15 protein-coding genes are annotated in these 19195 nt (G+C 53.8%); 9 read left to right on the top strand and 6 right to left on the bottom strand.

Translation table 11 applies throughout. The annotated features are described in order from the left end of the window. Positions 1 to 16 precede the first annotated feature (16 nt). Positions 17 to 1165 (top strand): lactaldehyde reductase, encoded by a 1149-nt coding sequence (fucO, locus tag ACLJQJ_RS11565; protein WP_000013564.1) that lies wholly within the window; start codon positions 17 to 19, stop codon positions 1163 to 1165. Between the two features lie 91 nt (positions 1166 to 1256). Here the strand turns inward: fucO and xni are convergent, their stop codons facing one another. The 5 genes from xni to queF form a co-directional block, all read right to left on the bottom strand. Further along, complete coding sequence (xni, locus tag ACLJQJ_RS11560; protein ID WP_063808801.1) at positions 1257 to 2012, bottom strand: flap endonuclease Xni; 756 nt, start codon at positions 2010 to 2012, stop codon at positions 1257 to 1259. A gap of 170 nt (positions 2013 to 2182) precedes the next feature. Then, a complete protein-coding gene (gene sdaB / locus ACLJQJ_RS11555) occupies positions 2183 to 3550 on the bottom strand; it encodes an L-serine ammonia-lyase II (RefSeq protein ID WP_000626381.1) in 1368 nt (455 codons plus the stop codon). A 58-nt stretch (positions 3551 to 3608) separates the two neighbouring features. After that, positions 3609 to 4898, bottom strand: a complete 1290-nt coding sequence (sdaC, locus tag ACLJQJ_RS11550; RefSeq protein ID WP_000450462.1) for an HAAAP family serine/threonine permease SdaC — start codon at positions 4896 to 4898, stop codon at positions 3609 to 3611. A 564-nt stretch (positions 4899 to 5462) separates the two neighbouring features. Next, on the bottom strand, positions 5463 to 6827 hold the full coding sequence (gene ppnN / locus ACLJQJ_RS11545; protein WP_000627973.1) for a nucleotide 5'-monophosphate nucleosidase PpnN: 1365 nt from the start codon (positions 6825 to 6827) through the stop codon (positions 5463 to 5465). A 112-nt stretch (positions 6828 to 6939) separates the two neighbouring features. After that, positions 6940 to 7788, bottom strand: a complete 849-nt coding sequence (gene queF, locus ACLJQJ_RS11540; RefSeq protein ID WP_000100463.1) for an NADPH-dependent 7-cyano-7-deazaguanine reductase QueF — start codon at positions 7786 to 7788, stop codon at positions 6940 to 6942. Between the two features lie 68 nt (positions 7789 to 7856). Here queF and syd point away from each other — a divergent pair, with 68 nt between their 5' ends. The 8 genes from syd to ACLJQJ_RS11500 all read left to right on the top strand — a co-directional run bounded on the left by syd (position 7857) and on the right by ACLJQJ_RS11500 (position 16350). Next, positions 7857 to 8402, top strand: coding sequence for a SecY-interacting protein (syd, locus tag ACLJQJ_RS11535; RefSeq protein ID WP_000343990.1), 546 nt, complete (start codon positions 7857 to 7859; stop codon positions 8400 to 8402). Positions 8403 to 9012: 610 nt separating this feature from the next. Beyond that, positions 9013 to 9342, top strand: coding sequence for a YqcC family protein (locus ACLJQJ_RS11530; protein ID WP_000207014.1), 330 nt, complete (start codon positions 9013 to 9015; stop codon positions 9340 to 9342). After that, positions 9342 to 10124 (top strand): tRNA pseudouridine(65) synthase TruC, encoded by a 783-nt coding sequence (gene truC, locus ACLJQJ_RS11525; RefSeq protein WP_000890028.1) that lies wholly within the window; start codon positions 9342 to 9344, stop codon positions 10122 to 10124. The genes ACLJQJ_RS11530 and truC overlap by 1 nt, the downstream gene beginning before the upstream one ends. Positions 10125 to 10142: 18 nt before the next feature. Then, positions 10143 to 10592 carry a flavodoxin gene (locus ACLJQJ_RS11520; RefSeq protein ID WP_000807738.1) on the top strand — a complete coding sequence of 150 codons (450 nt, stop codon included), beginning with the start codon at positions 10143 to 10145 and terminating at the stop codon, positions 10590 to 10592. Positions 10593 to 11073: 481 nt separating this feature from the next. After that, entirely contained in the window at positions 11074 to 12432 is a 1359-nt protein-coding gene (gene gudP / locus ACLJQJ_RS11515) for a galactarate/glucarate/glycerate transporter GudP (RefSeq protein ID WP_000097015.1), read from the top strand. Next, positions 12429 to 13769 carry an enolase C-terminal domain-like protein gene (locus tag ACLJQJ_RS11510; RefSeq protein ID WP_000211801.1) on the top strand — a complete coding sequence of 447 codons (1341 nt, stop codon included), beginning with the start codon at positions 12429 to 12431 and terminating at the stop codon, positions 13767 to 13769. The genes gudP and ACLJQJ_RS11510 overlap by 4 nt, the downstream gene beginning before the upstream one ends. Positions 13770 to 13789: 20 nt before the next feature. Further along, positions 13790 to 15130 carry a glucarate dehydratase gene (gudD, locus tag ACLJQJ_RS11505; RefSeq protein WP_000107113.1) on the top strand — a complete coding sequence of 447 codons (1341 nt, stop codon included), beginning with the start codon at positions 13790 to 13792 and terminating at the stop codon, positions 15128 to 15130. 77 nt (positions 15131 to 15207) lie between these two features. Continuing rightward, positions 15208 to 16350, top strand: coding sequence for a glycerate kinase (locus ACLJQJ_RS11500; protein WP_023209186.1), 1143 nt, complete (start codon positions 15208 to 15210; stop codon positions 16348 to 16350). Between the two features lie 43 nt (positions 16351 to 16393). On the opposite strand, the gene barA is transcribed toward ACLJQJ_RS11500, so the two are convergent. Beyond that, positions 16394 to 19150 (bottom strand): two-component sensor histidine kinase BarA, encoded by a 2757-nt coding sequence (barA, locus tag ACLJQJ_RS11495; protein WP_000186398.1) that lies wholly within the window; start codon positions 19148 to 19150, stop codon positions 16394 to 16396. Between the last annotated feature and the right edge of the window lie 45 nt (positions 19151 to 19195).

Here is a 19195-nt window from a genome sequence, read left to right as displayed (position 1 = left end):
TGTCAGGAGACAGGCGATGGCGAACAGAATGATTCTGAATGAAACGGCATGGTTTGGCCGGGGAGCGGTGGACGCATTAACCGATGAGGTGACGCGCCGCGGTTATCATAAAGCGCTGATTGTTACCGATAAAACGCTGGTGCAATGCGGTGTGGTCGATAAAGTGACAAGCAGAATGGATGCCGCAGGGCTGGCGTGGGAGATCTATGCGGGCGTGATCCCTAATCCTACGATTTCCGTTGTCCAGGAAGGGCTTAAGGTCTTTACCCAAAGCGGCGCGGACTATCTCATCGCCATTGGCGGCGGTTCTCCGCAGGATACCTGCAAAGCGATCGGTATTATCAGTAACAATCCGGAATTTGCCGATGTGCGCAGTCTGGAAGGGCTATCGCCGACCCGTAAACCCAGCGTGCCGATTATGGCGATCCCGACAACGGCGGGAACCGCGGCGGAAGTCACTATCAATTATGTGATTACCGATGAAGAGAAACGGCGCAAATTCGTTTGTGTCGATCCGCATGATATTCCGCAGGCGGCATTTATCGATGCCGATATGATGGACGGTATGCCGCCCGCGCTGAAAGCGGCAACGGGCGTGGATGCGCTAACCCATGCTATTGAAGGCTATATTACCCGGGCCGCATGGGCGCTGACGGATGCCTTACATATCAAAGCCATTGAGATTATTGCTGGCGCGCTGCGCGGCGCCGTAGCCGGAGAAAAAGAGGCCGGTGAGGCGATGGCGCTGGGGCAATACGTTGCCGGGATGGGGTTTTCCAATGTGGGGCTGGGGCTGGTGCATGGGATGGCGCATCCGTTGGGCGCGTTTTACAACACGCCGCACGGCGTCGCGAATGCTATTTTGCTTCCGCATGTGATGCGTTTCAATGCCGGGTCTACCAACGAGAAATTCCGTGATATCGCCCGGGCGATGGGGGTGAAGGTAGAAGGATTGAGTCTTGAAGAGGCGCGTAATGCCGCAGTGGAAGCCGTATTTACGCTAAATCGCGATGTGGGAATTCCGCTGCATTTGCGTGATGTCGGCGTTCGAAAAGAGGATATCCCGGCGCTGGCGCAGGCGGCGTTCGATGATGTCTGTACGGGCGGGAATCCGCGTGAAGCGAGTCTGGCGGACATTGTCGAACTGTATCATATCGCCTGGTAATTTTGCCGGATGGCGCTGCGCTTATCCGCTCTACATTTCGTGCAGTCCTGTAGGCCGGATAAGGCGTTCACGCCGCCATCCGGCAACAAAACTACCGCGCCAGCCGTAGCTGCTGTAAGTTTCCGTCGATATGTAAATCGGTTTGCAGACGTGCAATATCGCGGCAAAGAAATGCCATTTCTTTATGCGTCTCAAGCTTTTTGCGCCACTTTTCCGGCACCTCGTCCAGATGGGCGTAAATTCCCTCCAGATTTTGAAACTGAATCAATAGCTGGGTCGCGCTTTTGGGGCCGATACCGGCAACGCCGGGGACTTTCGAACTGCTGATTCCTGCCAGACCCCAGTAATCCGGCAACTGCCGGGGGAGTACGCCAAACTCTTTTTCAATAAACGGCGCGTCCAGCCAGCGTTTCTGGAAGTAGTCGCGAATGCGCAATCCCGGAGAGAGCAACTGGCAATAGCCTTTATCGGTTGACACAATGGTTGCCTGGTGTCCGGCTTCGGTAACTTTTAGCGCCAGCGTCGCCGCCAGATCGTCCGCTTCGTTACCGTCTGATGCCCAACAGCGTACGCCGCGCTGTTCAAACGCGGCGCGTAGGGCGGTCATTTCATTATGTAAATCGTCAGGCATCGGCGGACGTCCTGCTTTGTAGTCCGGCAAACGCTGATGACGCCAGCCGCTGCTGCGCGCGTCGTCATCAAATACCGCTACGGCATGGGTTGGCTGGCTGTGGATAATCAATTGATCGAGCGCGTGTTGGCAGGTTTCCACACAGGGCGATCCCTGAACGGCGTGAATACGGCGAATCAAATTGAGCGCGTCGACGATAAGCAGATGAGCAGCCACGGTGTTCTCCCTTACAAACCTGCGCGTAGGGTAACATTCACGGCGGGGGGAGGCGAGCATTGCGAAATAGCGCTATCCGTAGGCCTGATAAGCGAAGCGCCATCAGGAAACAAAAGCCGGATGGCGGCGAGCGCCTTATCCGGCCTACAGATCCTAAAATGTGCTGAGAATTAATCGCAGGTAACGATCTTCATCGCCAGGCCGCCGCGCGAAGTTTCGCGGTACTTAGCGTTCATGTCTTTACCGGTTTCGTACATGGTCTCAATCACTTTATCGAGGCATACGCGCGGTTCGCTGGTACGGCGCAGCGCCATACGCGCGGCGTTGACCGCTTTGACTGAAGCAATCGCGTTACGCTCAATGCAGGGAACCTGGACCTGGCCGGCAACCGGATCGCAAGTTAACCCCAGATTGTGCTCCATGGCGATTTCTGCGGCGATACACACCTGCGCCGGACTACCGCCCAGCAGCTCGGCCAGACCCGCTGCCGCCATGGAACAGGCCACGCCGACCTCTCCCTGACAACCCACTTCGGCACCGGAAATAGAGGCGTTCATCTTATACAGCGAGCCAATCGCGCTGGCGACCAGCATATAGCGAGCAAGTGAGTTAGCATTTACTTCGCGGATAAACTTGTCATAGTACGCCAGCACCGCCGGAACAATACCACATGCGCCGTTAGTCGGCGCAGTGACTACTCGTCCGCCTGCGGCATTCTCTTCGTTCACTGCCAGCGCGAACATATTGATCCAGTCGACGACCGCCATCGGATCGGTGGTGGTCTTATCCTGACTGACCAGCATCCGACGCAGCGCCGCCGCGCGACGCGGAACGCGCAGTTTGCCCGGCAATACGCCCTCGGTGGTGATACCGCGCTCAATACCGCTGCGCATTACCTCCCAGACCCTGGCGAAGTGCTGCTCCAGCGCTTCTTTACTGTGCAGAGCCAGTTCGTTTTGCATCATCAGACCGGAGAGCGACAAACCCGTCTCCTGGCAGTGGCGCTGTAAATCCGCGGCGGTTTTGTAAGGGTACGGTACGTTAACGGGTTCGCTATTTGTCAAACCAAAGTGCTCTTCATCGACGATAAAGCCGCCGCCAATGGAGTAGTAGGTTTGGCTGTAGAGCACTTTATCGCCCGCCAGCGCGGTAATACGCATCCCGTTCTCATGCAGAGACAGGTTGTCGGCGTGGAAATTCATGCACTTATCGACCGGAAATTCGACTTCATGCTGCCCATTGGCCAGTAGTAAACGCCCATGGGTGTTCACATCCTGGATAAAGGACGGAATGGCGTCGATATCGACGGTGTCCGGCAGATTCCCCGCCAGGCCCATAATAATGGCGATATCAGTGTGGTGGCCTTTACCCGTCAATGACAGAGAGCCGTAGACATCCACCACGACGCGGGTGACATCTGTAAGAATATGGCGGGCAATCAGATCGTCCGTGAACTGCTTGCCTGCTTTCATTGGTCCGACGGTGTGAGAACTGGAAGGGCCAATGCCGATTTTAAAAATATCGAATACGCTAATCATAGGGCATCCATTGCGGTTGTATCATAGAGAAGCGCCGCGGTAAGCGGCGCTAAAGGACTTAGCTGAACAGTGAGTAGAAAATAGCGGAGATGGCAATCAGGCCCATAATCACAACGAATACGTTGCTGATATGACCGCTGTACTTACGCATTGCCGGTACTTTCTGGATGGCATACATCGGCATCAGGAACAGAATCATCGCGATGATCGGGCCGCCCAGGGTTTCAATCATGCCCAGGATGCTGGGGTTCAGCGTCGCCACAATCCAGGTGGTGACCAGCATGAACAGCGCGGTAATTTTATTCAGTTTGTTGATTTCGATGGATTTACCTTTACCACGCAGCGATTTAATCACCATCCCGTTAAAGCCTTCACGCGCGCCCAGGTAGTGGCCGAGGAAGGATTTGGTGATAGCAATCATCGCAATGATCGGCGCCATCCAGGCGATGATCGGCGCGTTAAAGTGGTTCGCCAGGTAAGACAGAATAGAGATGTTCTGCTCTTTTGCCGCTGCCAGATCTGCCGGCGTCAGGCTCAGCACGCAGCTGAAGACGAAGAACATCACGGTCAGCACCATCATGATGTGGGCGAAGGCCAGAATTTTAGAACATTTCTTCTCAGCGCCTTCACCGTACTCTTCACGCTTCGCAACCGCGAAGGAGGAGATGATCGGGGAGTGGTTGAAAGAGAAAACCATCACCGGAATCGCCAGCCACAGCGTCATCCACAGACCGTTACCGGTAGACGCGGCGGAATCAAAGGACAGCGTTTCCAGCGCCGCGCCGTTCCACTGCGGGATCAGGTACAAGGCCAGCAGCATCAGCGCAGCGACGAACGGGAATACCAGGATACTCATCGCCTTAACGATCATTTGCTCGCCGAAGCGCACGATGGTCATCATGCCAACAATCAGGATCAGGGAAAGAATCGCCCGCGGCGGCGGATTAATCGCTAACTGGTGGGTCAGGAAGCTTTCCACGGTATTAGTAATCGCCACGCTGTAAACCAGCAGGATGGGGTAAATCGCGAAGAAGTAAAGCAGGGTAATCAGTTTACCTGCGCCGATACCGAAGTGTTCCTCAACGACTTCAGTGATGTCTTCACCCGGATTTTTACCGGACAGCACGAAGCGGGTTAAACCACGGTGTGCGAAAAAGGTCATCGGGAAAGCGAGAATCGCCATGATGATGAGCGGAATCATGCCGCCGACGCCTGCGTTGATCGGCAGGAACAGAACGCCCGCGCCGATAGCCGTGCCGTAAAGGCCCAGCATCCACATGGTATCCGTTTTGCGCCATGCGCTTCGAGAGTCAATCGAAGCAATAGTGCTGGTCTGAGTGGTTTCCATCTATTTCTCCTGGAGGATGCTAAAAATCAGGTTGCTGGTCTAATCCAATGAAAAAAGACCTGATCGTAAAATGAAATCTGCTTAAGGACGCTTTTTATATAATTTTTCGCCGTAATAATTTTCGGGCGGAAAGATACATTTAACTGATGAATCTATCAGTGATCGCGATCTCAAATGCAATAATCCGCTTCTTACATGGATAAATTTGGACCATTAATCTATTAAAAAAACGTCATAACGAATTTCCGGGCGCGAAGGCTACCATTAACGATATAAGGCCGGAAAGATTGGGGCGCAAGATACGGAGGTTTGACTATAAAAATCAATGTTTTTAGTGGATTCTGGCGAAGAATAAGAGTTTGGACCGATAAATCACGGTAAGAGGAGTGAGGTAAACGTTTGCCTGGCAATCTATTTATGGTGAATTATAAATGGTGTTTATAAAACAATGCGGGCTATGCCTCTGATGATCATCATAAAAAATGAAGGCATACGTTAATTGCCGTACCGCAATGAAAGGAATGGGAGAAGCGCCCGGCTGCTGGCGGCAACCGGGCATAAGCGTTAAGCGCAGATCTCGTAACAGGGGATGTAGGCGGAACCTGGCAATTTCATACGATGCTGCGCGACGAAACCCTGCAGCAGATCGTCCATGCGACGCATCATCTCTCGATCGCCGTGGATTTTATACGGACCATTAGCTTCAATGGCGCGTATCCCGACCTCCTTCACGTTCCCCGCGACAATACCGGAGAAGGCGCGCCGCAGATCCGCCGCCAGAATCTCAACCGGCTGATCCGGGTACAGTTTCAGGTTGGCCATATTCTCATGCGACGGTTCAAACGGTACCTGCAGATCCGGTGCAATACGCATCGACCAGTTAAAACTATAGGCGTCGCCGGTATCACGGCGATTCTCTTTCACTTGCGGCATCGCTTTCTTCATCAGCCGCGCTACCTCCGCCGCATCATCAATGATGATGCGGTAATGACGGCGGGCCGCTTCGCCCAGCGTATGGGTAATAAACTCATCCAGCACGCGGAAGTAATCGGCGCTCTCTTTTGGTCCGGTCAGGATCAGCGGCAGCACCTGATTTTTATTGGCTGGATTCATCAGAATCCCCAGCAAATAAAGCAGCTCTTCCGCCGTACCCACGCCGCCCGGGAAGATGATGATACCGTGTGCGATACGGACGAACGCTTCCAGGCGTTTTTCGATATCCGGCATGATGATCAGTTCGTTCACCAGCGGATTAGGCGGTTCAGCCGCAATAATGGAAGGTTCAGTCATGCCGATAAAGCGGCTGTCTTTATAACGCTGTTGCGCGTGACCGACCGCCGCGCCCTTCATGGGGGCTTCCATCGCCCCAGGGCCGCAGCCGGTGCAGATGTTCAGCTCGCGTAATCCCAACTGCGTGCCGACGCGACGGGCATACAGGTACTCGTTTTCGTTAATTGAGTGGCCTCCCCAGCATACCACCATGTTTGGCGCTTCGCCGACGTGCAGCGCCCGGGCGTTGCGCAAAATGGAGAACACCAGATTGGTGATATGTGTTGAGCTTTCAAGATCCAGATGCTGGAAACGACCGGCATTGTGGATCTGCCCATTCACAAAGAGAATGTCGCGCAGCACCGCGAACAGGTTAGCCTGTAGCGCACGAATAATCCGCCCGTCAACAAAGGCGTCTTCAGGCGGATTAATCAATTCCAGCTTCACGCCGCGCTCGCGGCGCAGTACGTTAATATCGAAATTTTCAAAGCGGGACAGCAGCTCTTTGCTGTTGTCGGTCAGGCTGCCGGAGTTAAGAACGGCAAGTGAACAGTTACGAAACAGTTGATACAGGTCGCTACTGGCCGTGCGTTTCAGCATGTCCACTTCCAGTTGCGACAACATATCCATTGAGCCAAGCGGGCTAATATGTGTAATCAAGTAAACTCCTTATGGGACGCAACACGCCATTCCCTGTTGATTACAATAGCCCTGGCTGATGACCTTTCACAACCTTACATGCGCAATCCGGCACGCAAAATTGACAAAAAAATTACTGTCGCGCCAGCCTGCCCGTGGCGGGCACGAAATCGGTATTGCTGCGCCAGGGATTAATGTCCAGCCCGCCGCGGCGGGTATAGCGCGCATAAACGCTTAACGTTTCCGGCTGGCAGAAGCGCAGAATGTCATTGAAAATACGCTCTACGCACTGTTCGTGAAATTCATTATGGTGACGGAAGGAGACCAGATAACGCAGCAGTTTTTCCCTGTCGATTTTGCGCCCGCGATACTGAATTTGTATCGAGCCCCAGTCCGGCTGGTGGGTGATCAGGCAGTTGGATTTCAACAGATGACTGACCAGCGTCTCCTCTACTTGCTTCTCGCCGCTGACCGCATGTTGCAGATAGTCGGTAGTAAACTGGTAGTTGTCGATACTGATATCCTGATCGTCAATACAGGTGCCGTGGAAATGGGCGACAGGCTGTCCTTCCAGCTCATCAAGACGATGAAGCCTCACGCTAACGTTGCCCTGCGCGCAGGCGCGCAGATCGCGCTCCAGCGTCTGGCGAACCGTCTCCCAGGTGTCAAAGCGCGTCTGGTTAAAGCTGTTCAGATACAGTTTAAAGCTTTTGGATTCGATTAAATTAACGCTGGTGTAATCCAGTTCGACATGCCCGACGGCGACCTGCGGAAGACCCTGGCTGTTAAGCCAGGAAAGTTCATACAACGTCCAGATATCCGCACCGTGGAACGGCAAATTATCGGCTGTTAATCCGAGCGGGTCGCGATTCAAACTGCGCGGTACGCCCTGCAGCAGGCTGGCGTCATAATTGTCCCGGTAATCCGTTGATTTTCCGAGAGTCAGGCCATCAAGAGCCTGATGGTTTTCATAAGAAGACATGTTTCACCGTCATAAACCAGATACACTATGCGTCAAGTGTATCCTGGCTTTTATGAAGAGAGAAACTGGTGGACGAACTGACAGCGCAGGCATTGAAAGCCTTTACGACGCGTTACTGCGACGCGTGGCAAGAAAAACACGGTAGCTGGCCGTTGAGCGAAGAACTGTATGGCGTACCTTCTCCGTGCATTATTTCTTCAACCCGCGATGCCGTTTACTGGCAGCCGCAGCCTTTTGAAGGCGAAGAAAATGTAAACGCGGTTGAACGCGCCTTTGATATTATGGTACAACCTGCGCTCCACGCGTTTTACACCACGCAGTTTGCTGGCGACATGCCCGCGCAGTTTGCGGATGAAAAGCTTACGCTACTGCAAACCTGGAGTCAGGATGACTTTCGGCGCGTGCAGGAAAATCTGATAGGCCACCTGGTCACGCAAAAGCGGCTCAAGCTTCCTCCCACGCTTTTTATTGCGACGCAGGAAAATGAGCTTGAGGTCATTTCGGTCTGTAATCTGTCCGGCGAGGTGATTAAAGAAACGCTGGGCACCCGTAATCGTACCGTTCTTGCCGCAACGCTTGCGGAATTCCTTACGCAACTTAATCCTCTTCTGTAATCGTTTGCCCTAACGGGTGTGAGAGATCTCTTACAAAGTCTGTAGGAGATCGCCAGGATATCAGCGGATACTGAGCCCCGTTTTCTTATATAAATCTATATAAAACAACCTGTTAAAATGTTTTTACGCACTTTCATATGAAAATTTACTTAAGGTATTGTCTGTAAGCGTCTTGTAAGACAAGGTGAAACAGGCGATTCTATCTTCGTCGACAGGGAGTCGTACAACGAAGCGAACGTCAGGATGATGACGCTTCAGCAGGACACGCCAGGATGGTGTTACAAGGAAAGGCTTCAGGATGAAGCAAAGTGGAAAGCGCAGGATGCGTTAAAGGACACCTCCAGGACGGAGAACGAGAGCCGATCAGGATGTTCGGCGGGTCTGGATGACCAGGGACGCTTCAGGAAGAAGCTATCACATCGGGCGATGTGCGCAGGATGCAAACGTTCAGGATGAACAGGCCGTAAGGTCACAGGAAAAGTTGTCACGGATGAGCAGGGAGCACGAAAAGTAGCTGGAATGCTGCGAAACGAACCGGGAGCACTGTTTATACAGTGCTCCCTTTTTTTTGTTATTCTTCGCGCCGGATTTTCATCATTGAGGTTTTAACATGACGACTCATGACCGTGTGCGTCAGCAGTTACATGCGCTTGAAACGCTGCTGCGCGAGCATCGCCACTGGCGGCAGGATGCGCCGCAGGCGCACCTGTTTACCAGCACCCAACCATTTTTTATGGATACCATGGAACCGCTGGAATGGCTGCAATGGGTATTGATCCCACGTATGCATACCCTACTTGATAATGCGCAGCCGCTGCCCGAGGCGTTTGCCGTCGCCCCTTATTATGAAATGGCGCTGGCGGCGGATCATCCGCAGCGGGAGGCGATCCTGGCGGTTTTGCAGGATCTGGATGCGCTATTCGCCCGCGATGAATCCTGATGCTGGAGATCCTCTATCAAGACCCGTGGCTGGTTGCCGTGAATAAACCCGCAGGCTGGCTTGTTCACCGGAGCTGGCTGGATCGCGACGAAAAAGTCGTGGTCATGCAAACGGTGCGCGACCAAATCGGCCAGCATGTTTTTACCGCCCACCGTCTCGACAGACCCACGTCGGGCGTACTGTTAATGGGGCTGTCCAGCGAAGCGGGACGCCGTCTGGCGCAGCAGTTCGAGCAGCACCACATCCGTAAACGCTACCATGCCATTGTGCGCGGCTGGCTGATGGATGACGCGGTACTGGATTATCCGCTGGTGGAAGAGCGCGATAAAATTGCCGATAAATTCGCCCGCGAAGATAAAGCGCCCCAGCCGGCTGTAACGCAGTATCGCGGGCTGGCGACGGTCGAAATGGCGGTGCCGACCGGGCGTTATCCCACCACGCGTTATGGCCTGGTTGAGCTGGAACCAAAAACGGGACGCAAGCACCAGCTTCGTCGTCATCTGGCGCATCTGCGTCATCCTATCATCGGCGACAGCAAGCATGGCGATTTGCGACAAAACCGCAGCGCCGCAGAGCATTTTGCCTGTCGCCGCCTGATGCTTCATGCCAGTCGGCTTGAGCTGACGCACCCCTTTACCGGACAGCCGTTGATAATTCAGGCCGGGTTGGATGAAACCTGGATGCAGGCGCTGACACAGTTTGGCTGGCGTGGACTTCTCCCTGACAATGAAAGGGTTGAGTTTACGGCGGCGTCCCGGCAGGATGAGACTCATCAGGCATAATTCAGGGAGATACGCATAATGGCGGAAATTGGTATTTTTGTCGGGACCATGTATGGCAACTCACTGCTGGTGGCGGAAGAAGCGGAAGCGATCCTCGCCAGACAGGGCCACAGCGCGACCGTGTTTGAAGATCCTGAACTGTCCGACTGGCAGCAATATCAGGATAAGGTTGCGCTGGTCGTTACCTCGACGACCGGGCAGGGCGATCTACCGGATAGCATTGCGCCGCTCTTTCACGGCATTAAAGATACAGTCGGTTTTCAACCAAACCTGCGTTACGGGGTGATTGCGCTAGGTGATAGCAGCTACCCCAATTTCTGTAATGGCGGTAAACAGTTTGATGCCCTGTTGCAAGAGCAAAGCGCGCAGCGGGTGGGGGAGATATTATTCATTGACGCCAGCGAACATCCGGAGCCGGAGAGCCAGTCCAATCCCTGGGTTGAAAACTGGGGAACTTTACTTTCCTGAGGTAAATCCCTCCCCCCTACGGGAGGGTACCTTTTCGTTTGCTTGCGTTGCCAGTAAGCAAAATCACGACCTGTACACAGTGTAAAGTAACTGAATCGTGTTAGCTTTGGGCATATGCCCGCAAAAGCGGCAGTTTTTTACGGGCGTTTTCATGTAATCAAGCGACCTGTTTCACATTCTTCTCTTTTTATTCCTCCTGCGTCGACGCCTGGCACCTTCTGATTTCATTTCCGTGAAGTGGCTTCCACTGTCCTGGGCTTTTGCCATAAACAGGCGTAATTCATCGCCAAAATACTGTGTTGTTGCACGGTGAGTGTGTGTGGCGCGCTTTTTATACTTCTCCTGCCAGTGAATAAAAGCATGCAGCGTGCAAAGCAAACGACCTAATAAAAGCTGCAACAAGGAAACGTTATCTCTGATTCCCTACCGGTTGTGCAGTTCAGAGTGAGCGTAGCTAACGCGAAATTTCAGGAGTGCAACAATGAGTTCATTAAGTCACGCGGCGAGCAGTGCGGAGAAACGCACGAACGCCCGCTACTGGATAGTGGTGATGCTGTTTATCGTCACATCCTTCAACTACGGCGACCGCGCCACATTGTCCATTGCCGGCTCAGAAATGGCCAAAGATATCGGCCTTGATCCGGTAGGTATGGGCTATGTTTTTTCTGCTTTTTCATGGGCCTATGTTATCGGGCAGATCCCGGGCGGCTGGCTGCTGGACCGCTTTGGTTCCAAACGCGTCTATTTCTGGTCTATTTTCATTTGGTCAGTCTTCACCCTGTTGCAGGGTTTTGTCGATATCTTTAGTGGTTTCGGCATTATTGTCGCCCTCTTTACGCTTCGTTTCCTGGTTGGTCTGGCGGAATCGCCTTCTTTCCCGGGCAACAGTCGCATTGTTGCAGCCTGGTTCCCGGCGCAGGAGAGGGGAACGGCGGTGGCCATCTTTAACTCCGCGCAATACTTTGCCACGGTTATTTTCGCGCCGATTATGGGCTGGCTGACGCACGAAGTGGGCTGGTCGCATGTCTTCTTCTTTATGGGCGGGTTAGGGATCATCATCAGCTTTATCTGGTTGAAAGTTATCCATGAACCAAATAACCATCCGGGCGTAAATAAGAAAGAGTTGGAGTACATCGCAGAAGGCGGCGCGCTGATCAATATGGATCAGAAAGACACCAAAGCGAAAGTACCGTTTAGCGTCAAATGGGGCCAGATCAAACAGCTGCTGGGCTCTCGTATGATGATTGGCGTTTACATCGGTCAGTACTGTATTAACGCATTGACCTATTTCTTTATTACCTGGTTCCCGGTCTATTTGGTCCAGGCGCGCGGCATGTCGATTCTCAAAGCGGGCTTTGTCGCCTCGGTTCCTGCAGTCTGCGGCTTTATCGGCGGCGTGTTGGGCGGCATCATTTCCGACTGGCTGATGCGTCGTACTGGCTCCCTGAATATCGCGCGCAAGACGCCGATTGTGCTGGGAATGTTGCTGTCAATGGTTATGGTGTTCTGTAACTATGTGAACGTGGAATGGATGATCATCGGCTTTATGGCGTTGGCCTTCTTCGGTAAAGGTATCGGCGCGTTGGGCTGGGCAGTAATGGCGGATACCGCGCCGAAAGAGATCAGCGGTCTTTCCGGCGGCTTGTTTAATATGTTCGGCAATATCTCCGGTATTGTGACGCCAATCGCGATTGGTTACATCGTTGGCACCACCGGCTCCTTCAACGGCGCGTTGATCTATGTCGGCGTACATGCTCTGGTGGCCATCATCAGCTATCTGGTGCTGGTAGGTGATATTAAGCGTATTGAACTGAAACCTGTCGCAGGACAATTATCATGACAACGCAATCCAGTCCCGTTATTACGGACATGAAGGTCATTCCGGTTGCCGGACATGACAGTATGCTACTCAACATCGGCGGCGCGCATAACGCGTACTTCACCCGTAACATCGTCGTCCTCACCGATAACGCCGGGCATACTGGCGTCGGCGAGGCGCCGGGCGGAGAAGTGATTTATCAGACGCTGGTCGATGCTATTCCGATGGTATTAGGCCAGGAAGTCGCCCGCCTGAACAAAGTGGTGCAGCAGGTGCATAAAGGCAACCAGGCTGCTGATTTTGACACCTTTGGTAAAGGCGCATGGACGTTTGAACTGCGGGTTAACGCGGTGGCAGCTTTGGAAGCGGCGCTGCTTGATCTACTGGGGCAGGCGCTTAATGTGCCGGTCTGTGAACTGTTAGGGCCCGGTAAACAGCGCGATGCCGTCACCGTGTTAGGCTATCTCTTCTATATTGGCGATCGTACTAAAACCGATCTGCCGTATCTGGAAAGCACGCCGGGCAGTCACGAATGGTATCGCCTGCGTCATCAGGAAGCGCTGAACAGCGACGCGGTCGTGCGGCTGGCGGAAGCGTCTCAGGATCGCTACGGCTTTAAAGATTTTAAACTCAAGGGCGGCGTGCTGCCGGGCGAACAAGAGATTGATACCGTTCGCGCGCTAAAAAAACGCTTCCCGGACGCGCGTATTACCGTGGATCCGAACGGCGCCTGGCTACTGGATGAAGCCATTGCGTTGTGCAAAGGGCTGAAAGATGTACTGACCTACGCGGAAGATCCGTGCGGCGCGGAGCAAGGATTCTCTGGTCGTGAAGTCATGGCGGAGTTCCGCCGCGCGACAGGACTGCCGGTGGCGACCAATATGATTGCCACCAACTGGCGTGAAATGGGACACGCGGTGATGCTCAACGCGGTAGATATTCCTCTTGCCGACCCGCATTTCTGGACCCTCACCGGCGCCGTTCGCGTGGCGCAACTGTGCGATGACTGGGGGCTAACCTGGGGCTGCCATTCGAATAACCATTTTGATATTTCACTGGCGATGTTTACCCATGTCGGTGCGGCGGCGCCAGGCAAACCCACCGCTATTGATACGCACTGGATCTGGCAGGAGGGCGATTGCCGCCTGACTAAAAATCCGCTGGAAATTAAAAACGGCAAAATTGCCGTTCCGGATGCGCCAGGACTGGGCGTGGAGCTTGACTGGGAACAGGTGCGAAAAGCGCATGACGCGTATAAAAAGCTGCCAGGCGGCGCGCGTAATGATGCAGGCCCGATGCAATACCTGATCCCCGGCTGGACTTTTGACCGCAAACGCCCTGTTTTTGGTCGTCACTAATTCTGAATAAGGACACAGTTATGAGTACTCAATTTACGACACCTGTAGTGACTGAAATGCAGGTTATCCCGGTTGCGGGTCATGACAGTATGCTGATGAACCTGAGCGGCGCGCACGCCCCGTTCTTCACGCGCAACATCGTCATTATTAAAGATAACTCCGGCCATACTGGGGTTGGCGAGATTCCGGGCGGCGAAAAAATTCGCAAAACGCTGGAAGATGCGATCCCACTGGTGGTGGGAAAAACGTTGGGTGAATATAAAAATGTCCTGACCGCCGTTCGCAACCAGTTTGCCGATCGCGATGCGGGCGGACGCGGTTTACAAACGTTCGATCTCCGTACCACTATCCATGTGGTGACTGGCATTGAAGCGGCAATGCTTGACCTTTTGGGCCAACACCTGGGCGTCAACGTCGCTTCGCTGTTAGGCGACGGTCAGCAGCGCAGCGAAGTCGAAATGCTGGGTTATCTGTTCTTTGTCGGCAATCGCAAGGCTACGCCGCTGCCGTATCAGAGCCAGCCGGATGAGCAATGCGACTGGTATCGTTTGCGCCATGAAGAGGCGATGACGCCGGAAACGGTAGTGCGTCTGGCGGAAGCCGCCTATGAAAAATACGGCTTCAACGACTTCAAACTGAAAGGCGGCGTGCTGGCGGGCGAAGAAGAGGCCGAGTCAATCGTGGCGCTGGCGAAACGTTTCCCACAAGCGCGCGTCACGCTCGATCCAAACGGTGCCTGGTCGCTGAACGAAGCGATCAGCATTGGTAAATACCTGAAAGGTTCTCTGGCCTATGCAGAAGATCCGTGCGGCGCGGAGCAGGGTTTTTCCGGACGTGAAGTGATGGCGGAATTCCGTCGCGCGACCGGATTACCGACGGCCACCAATATGATAGCGACCGACTGGCGTCAAATGGGGCATACGCTGTCGCTGCAATCTGTAGATATCCCACTGGCGGACCCGCACTTCTGGACTATGCAAGGCTCTGTACGCGTGGCGCAAATGTGTCATGAGTTCGGTCTGACCTGGGGATCGCACTCTAACAACCACTTTGATATTTCGTTGGCGATGTTTACCCATGTTGCCGCGGCGGCGCCGGGCAAGATCACCGCGATCGACACCCACTGGATCTGGCAGGAAGGCAACCAACGTCTGACTAAAGAACCGTTTGAAATTAAAGGCGGCATGGTGCAAGTACCGACCAAACCGGGTCTGGGCGTTGAGCTCGATATGGATCAGGTGATGAAAGCGCATGAGCTCTATCAAAAACATGGCTTAGGCGCGCGTGACGACGCGATGGGAATGCAGTACTTAATTCCTGGCTGGACGTTTGATAATAAGCGTCCTTGCATGGTGCGTTAAGTCAGAGCCGGTTCCGTAAGGAACCGGTTCTTCTCTGGGTGTATGCTTAACAGGATCAACATGCGTAAGGACGACTTATGAAAATAGTGATCGCACCAGACTCGTATAAGGAAAGTTTGAGTGCTCTTGAGGTAGCGACCGCCATTGAACAAGGATTTCGCGAGATCTGGCCTGACGCCGATTACCTGAAATTACCGCTGGCTGATGGCGGAGAAGGTACTGTCGAAGCGATGGTTGAAGCGACGGTGGGTCGAATCGTGCATGTTGAGGTCACCGGGCCGTTGGGGCATCGCGTCAATGCGTTTTATGGGCTTTCCGGCGATGCGCGTTCCGCGTTCATTGAAATGGCGGCCGCCAGCGGGCTGGAGCAGGTGCCGCCCGCGCAACGCGATCCGTTGAAGACCACATCATGGGGAACCGGCGAGCTGATCCGTCATGCGCTGGATGCGGGCGTTGAGCATATCATTATTGGTATCGGCGGTAGCGCCACCAACGATGGCGGCGCGGGGATGGTGCAGGCGCTGGGGGCCAGGCTACGGGATGCGCAGGGCAATGATATTGCGCAAGGCGGCATTGGGCTGGAAACACTCGCCAGCATTGATATCAGCGGCCTGGATAAGCGTTTGTCGGCGTGCCATATAGAGGTCGCCTGCGATGTCACGAATCCCCTTACCGGCAAAGAGGGCGCGTCTGCGGTTTTTGGTCCGCAAAAAGGGGCGACGCCGGAAATGATTGAACGCCTGGATACGGCATTGACTCGCTATGCGCATTTGATTGCCCGCGATCTGCATGTCGATGTGTTGGATCTGGCAGGCGGCGGCGCGGCAGGCGGCATGGGGGCGGCGTTATACGCGTTTTGCGGCGCGCAGCTACGGCGTGGCATTGAGATTGTCACCGATGCGCTTCATCTGGAAGCGTGTCTTGCGGATGCTGATTTAGTCATCACCGGCGAGGGACGCATCGACAGTCAGACCATTCACGGTAAAGTCCCTATTGGCGTGGCAAACATCGCCAAACGGTATAACAAGCCGGTAATTGGTATTGCGGGTAGCCTGACGGCGGACGTTGGCGTGGTTCATGAACATGGGCTTGATGCCGTTTTCAGCGTGATTTATACCATCTGCACGCTGGAGGACGCTCTGAAGAATGCGAGTGAAAACGTACGAATGACCGCGCGCAACGTGGCTGCAACGCTGAAAGCGGGGCAACAGTTACGCTGAGTTGTAGGCCGGATAAGGCGGTCACGCCGCCATCCGGCGAATATCAGCCTAATATCTTCTTCGCTTCACGCGCGACATTATCCATCTCATCCAGCAGCTCCAGAAACTCAGGCTCCAGCTCCTCTTCGTGGACGCCGCTGCGAAGCTGTTGCTCAATAAGCTGGCAAAGGTTCTTCATCCGCGGTACGCCGCTATAGCCGCAGCTCCCGTGTAGCTTATGGACCAGATCGACCAGACCGTTGGGATTTTCTCCCACCAGTTGTTCTTCAATTTTGTTGCGCACTTCCGGCAGAAAATCAATCAGCATTTGCAGCATATCCCGTGCCAGATCGGGCTTACCGGCAGCCTGGCGGAGCGCAAGCTGCCAGTCGAGCGTTGCATTCGGATTGAAGATAAACTCAGCCGGTTCCGGCGCCAGCAGGCGCGCTGCTACGTTGGCGCCAGGTTTATAGCGCAGCAACAGATTATGCAACTTCTCTTCTTCTATCGGTTTAGCCAGATAGTCGTTCATGCCCGCGCTGAGCAACTTCTCTTTTTGCCCGGCCATCGCATGTGCCGTAACGGCAATAACCGGTGTTTGCTGCTGATGAGGAAGCTGGTGAATTAACTCGCAGGCGCGTATGCCGTCCATATCCGGCATCTGAATATCCATCAAAATCAGATCAAACTGCATTTGTTTCGCCCGATCCACCGCCTGATGTCCGCTATCACAAAGTTCTACGTGCTGGACTTTATCTTCCAGTAACGCGCCGATAAGCTTCAGATTGGCGGGATTGTCATCAACCGCCATAACCGTCATGGTGATTTTACTGGTATCCATTAGCAGCGGTTCAGGATGGTGATTCAACTGGCAATATTCCGTCAGCGCTGGCAACAGGCGCGTTGACGTCAATGGTTTTAACAGACAGGCCGCCGCGCCTCCTTGTTTCAGCTTTTCGGCGTTAATTTGCGCATGGCAAGGTAGCGCCAGCAGTAGAAAGTCCGTCATTGACGCCGCTTTCGCCAGACGTTCATGCTGCATGGTGAGCGGCTCGCGGAAGGTCACCGGAACGCTCAAAATCATAATATCGTAGTGTGCTAACGGCAGCGCGGAGAAGGTCGGGCTGTAAACCACTTCCACCGGCGTGTCGCTCAGTAGATCCAGGGTACATTGCGCGGCGGTAGCATTCGGTTCGACATAAGCCAGCCGTTTCCCGGCCAGGCACGCGGTCGACGGCCCGTCAATAATAACATTTGGGTTAAGATCAAGATTAATATGAAACCAGAAGGTCGAGCCGCGATTAGGCTGGCTGTGGAAAGAGATATCCCCGCCCATTTCGTTGACCAGCTTTTGCGTAATCACCAGCCCAAGCCCGGTGCCGCCGTGACGGCGAGAAATACTGGCATCGGCCTGGCGAAACGCCTGAAACAGTCGCGACTGGTCGCGTTCCGGAATGCCGATCCCCGTATCGCGGATCTGCACTTCAATCTGTACTTTGGTGTTACTGAGCGCCCGCTTTTCTACCAGAATGTCGATATTGCCACTCTCGGTGAACTTAATGGCATTACCCACCAGATTAGTAATGACCTGCTGCAGGCGCAGCGGGTCGCCAATCACATTATCCGGGACGTCGTTTTTAATATTTAACGTCAACTCCAGCCCTTTATCATGCGACGAGTGGGCCAGCAGCGTAACCACTTCATCCAGCGTATTACGCAGTGGAAAAGGGATACTTTCCAGAATGAGCTTACCGGCTTCCAGCTTGGAGAAGTCGAGCACGTCATTAATGATCGCCAGCAGATTATTCGCAGAACGCTCAATGGTGTTCAGATGGTCGCGCTGGGTGGGATTCAGCTCCGTTTTTAATGTCAGGCGGGTAAAGCCAATGACGCCGTTCAGCGGCGTTCGCAGTTCGTGCGACATGTTCGCCAGGAACTCCGACTTAATACGCGCCGCTTCCTGAGCGCGCTTTTTCGCCAGATCCAGCTCAACGTTTTGGATTTCCATCTGCTCAAGGGTTTCACGCAGGTCTGAAGTGGCCTGATCGATATTATGCTGCATCTCTTCGTGATAGGCGGCAAGCGACATCGCCATGGAATTAATGCCGTTTTTCAGCATGTCCAGCTCGCCCAGCATAAATCCTTCCACACGGCTATCCAGTTGTCCGCGGCGAATGCGGTCAACGGTATTCACCATGTTACGGATAGGCCCGGTGACATCGCGCATAAGCCGCCAGCCAAAGATCAGCGCAATGCCAATACAAAAAAGCATCATCACGCTGGAGATAAAAATCTCTTTGTATTGCTGTAGCCTGACCGACTTGAGATCCAGTTCAAGCGCCACATACCCCAGCATATTTTTGGTATTTTTCGCGTCGGCAATCGCTGACTCGTCCGGCGAATAGCTCTCCGAGATAATCGGGGTGCGCAGAATCATAATATCGCCGTGGCGATCGACGCTCAGACGACGTGGAAACGGCGCTCCGGCGGGAAGCTGCATCTGTGAGGGGTCCAGATGGAAATTAGACGTTACAAACAGGCGGTTATGATCGTCATAAACGGAAATCGCCCGCACAATATCAGAGTGTCTGCGGTGCAGGACGCTGATAAGTTGGCCGATAGACTCCCGGTTTTGTAAGTTCATACCATATTCGCTGGAGACGGCGAGCGGTTCAATAATACTGGCGCCGGCATCTTCCAGTTGACGCTGCAGGTCGTTATAGCGGTGCACTACAAAAAAGATACTGAGCAGCAAACCTATCAGGACGGTCGGGGCCAGGATCAGAATCATCATGCGTGCGCGCAGGCTGTAGTTGGTCATGGAGTTCCGTTATGGGACAATTAGGGTCACACTGTTAAATTGAGA

Origin of the sequence: Salmonella sp. SAL04202 (assembly GCF_046550775.1) — a bacterium.
GTDB classification, from domain to species: Bacteria; Pseudomonadota; Gammaproteobacteria; order Enterobacterales; family Enterobacteriaceae; genus Salmonella; species Salmonella enterica.
This window is presented reverse-complemented; position numbering and strand designations above follow the sequence as displayed.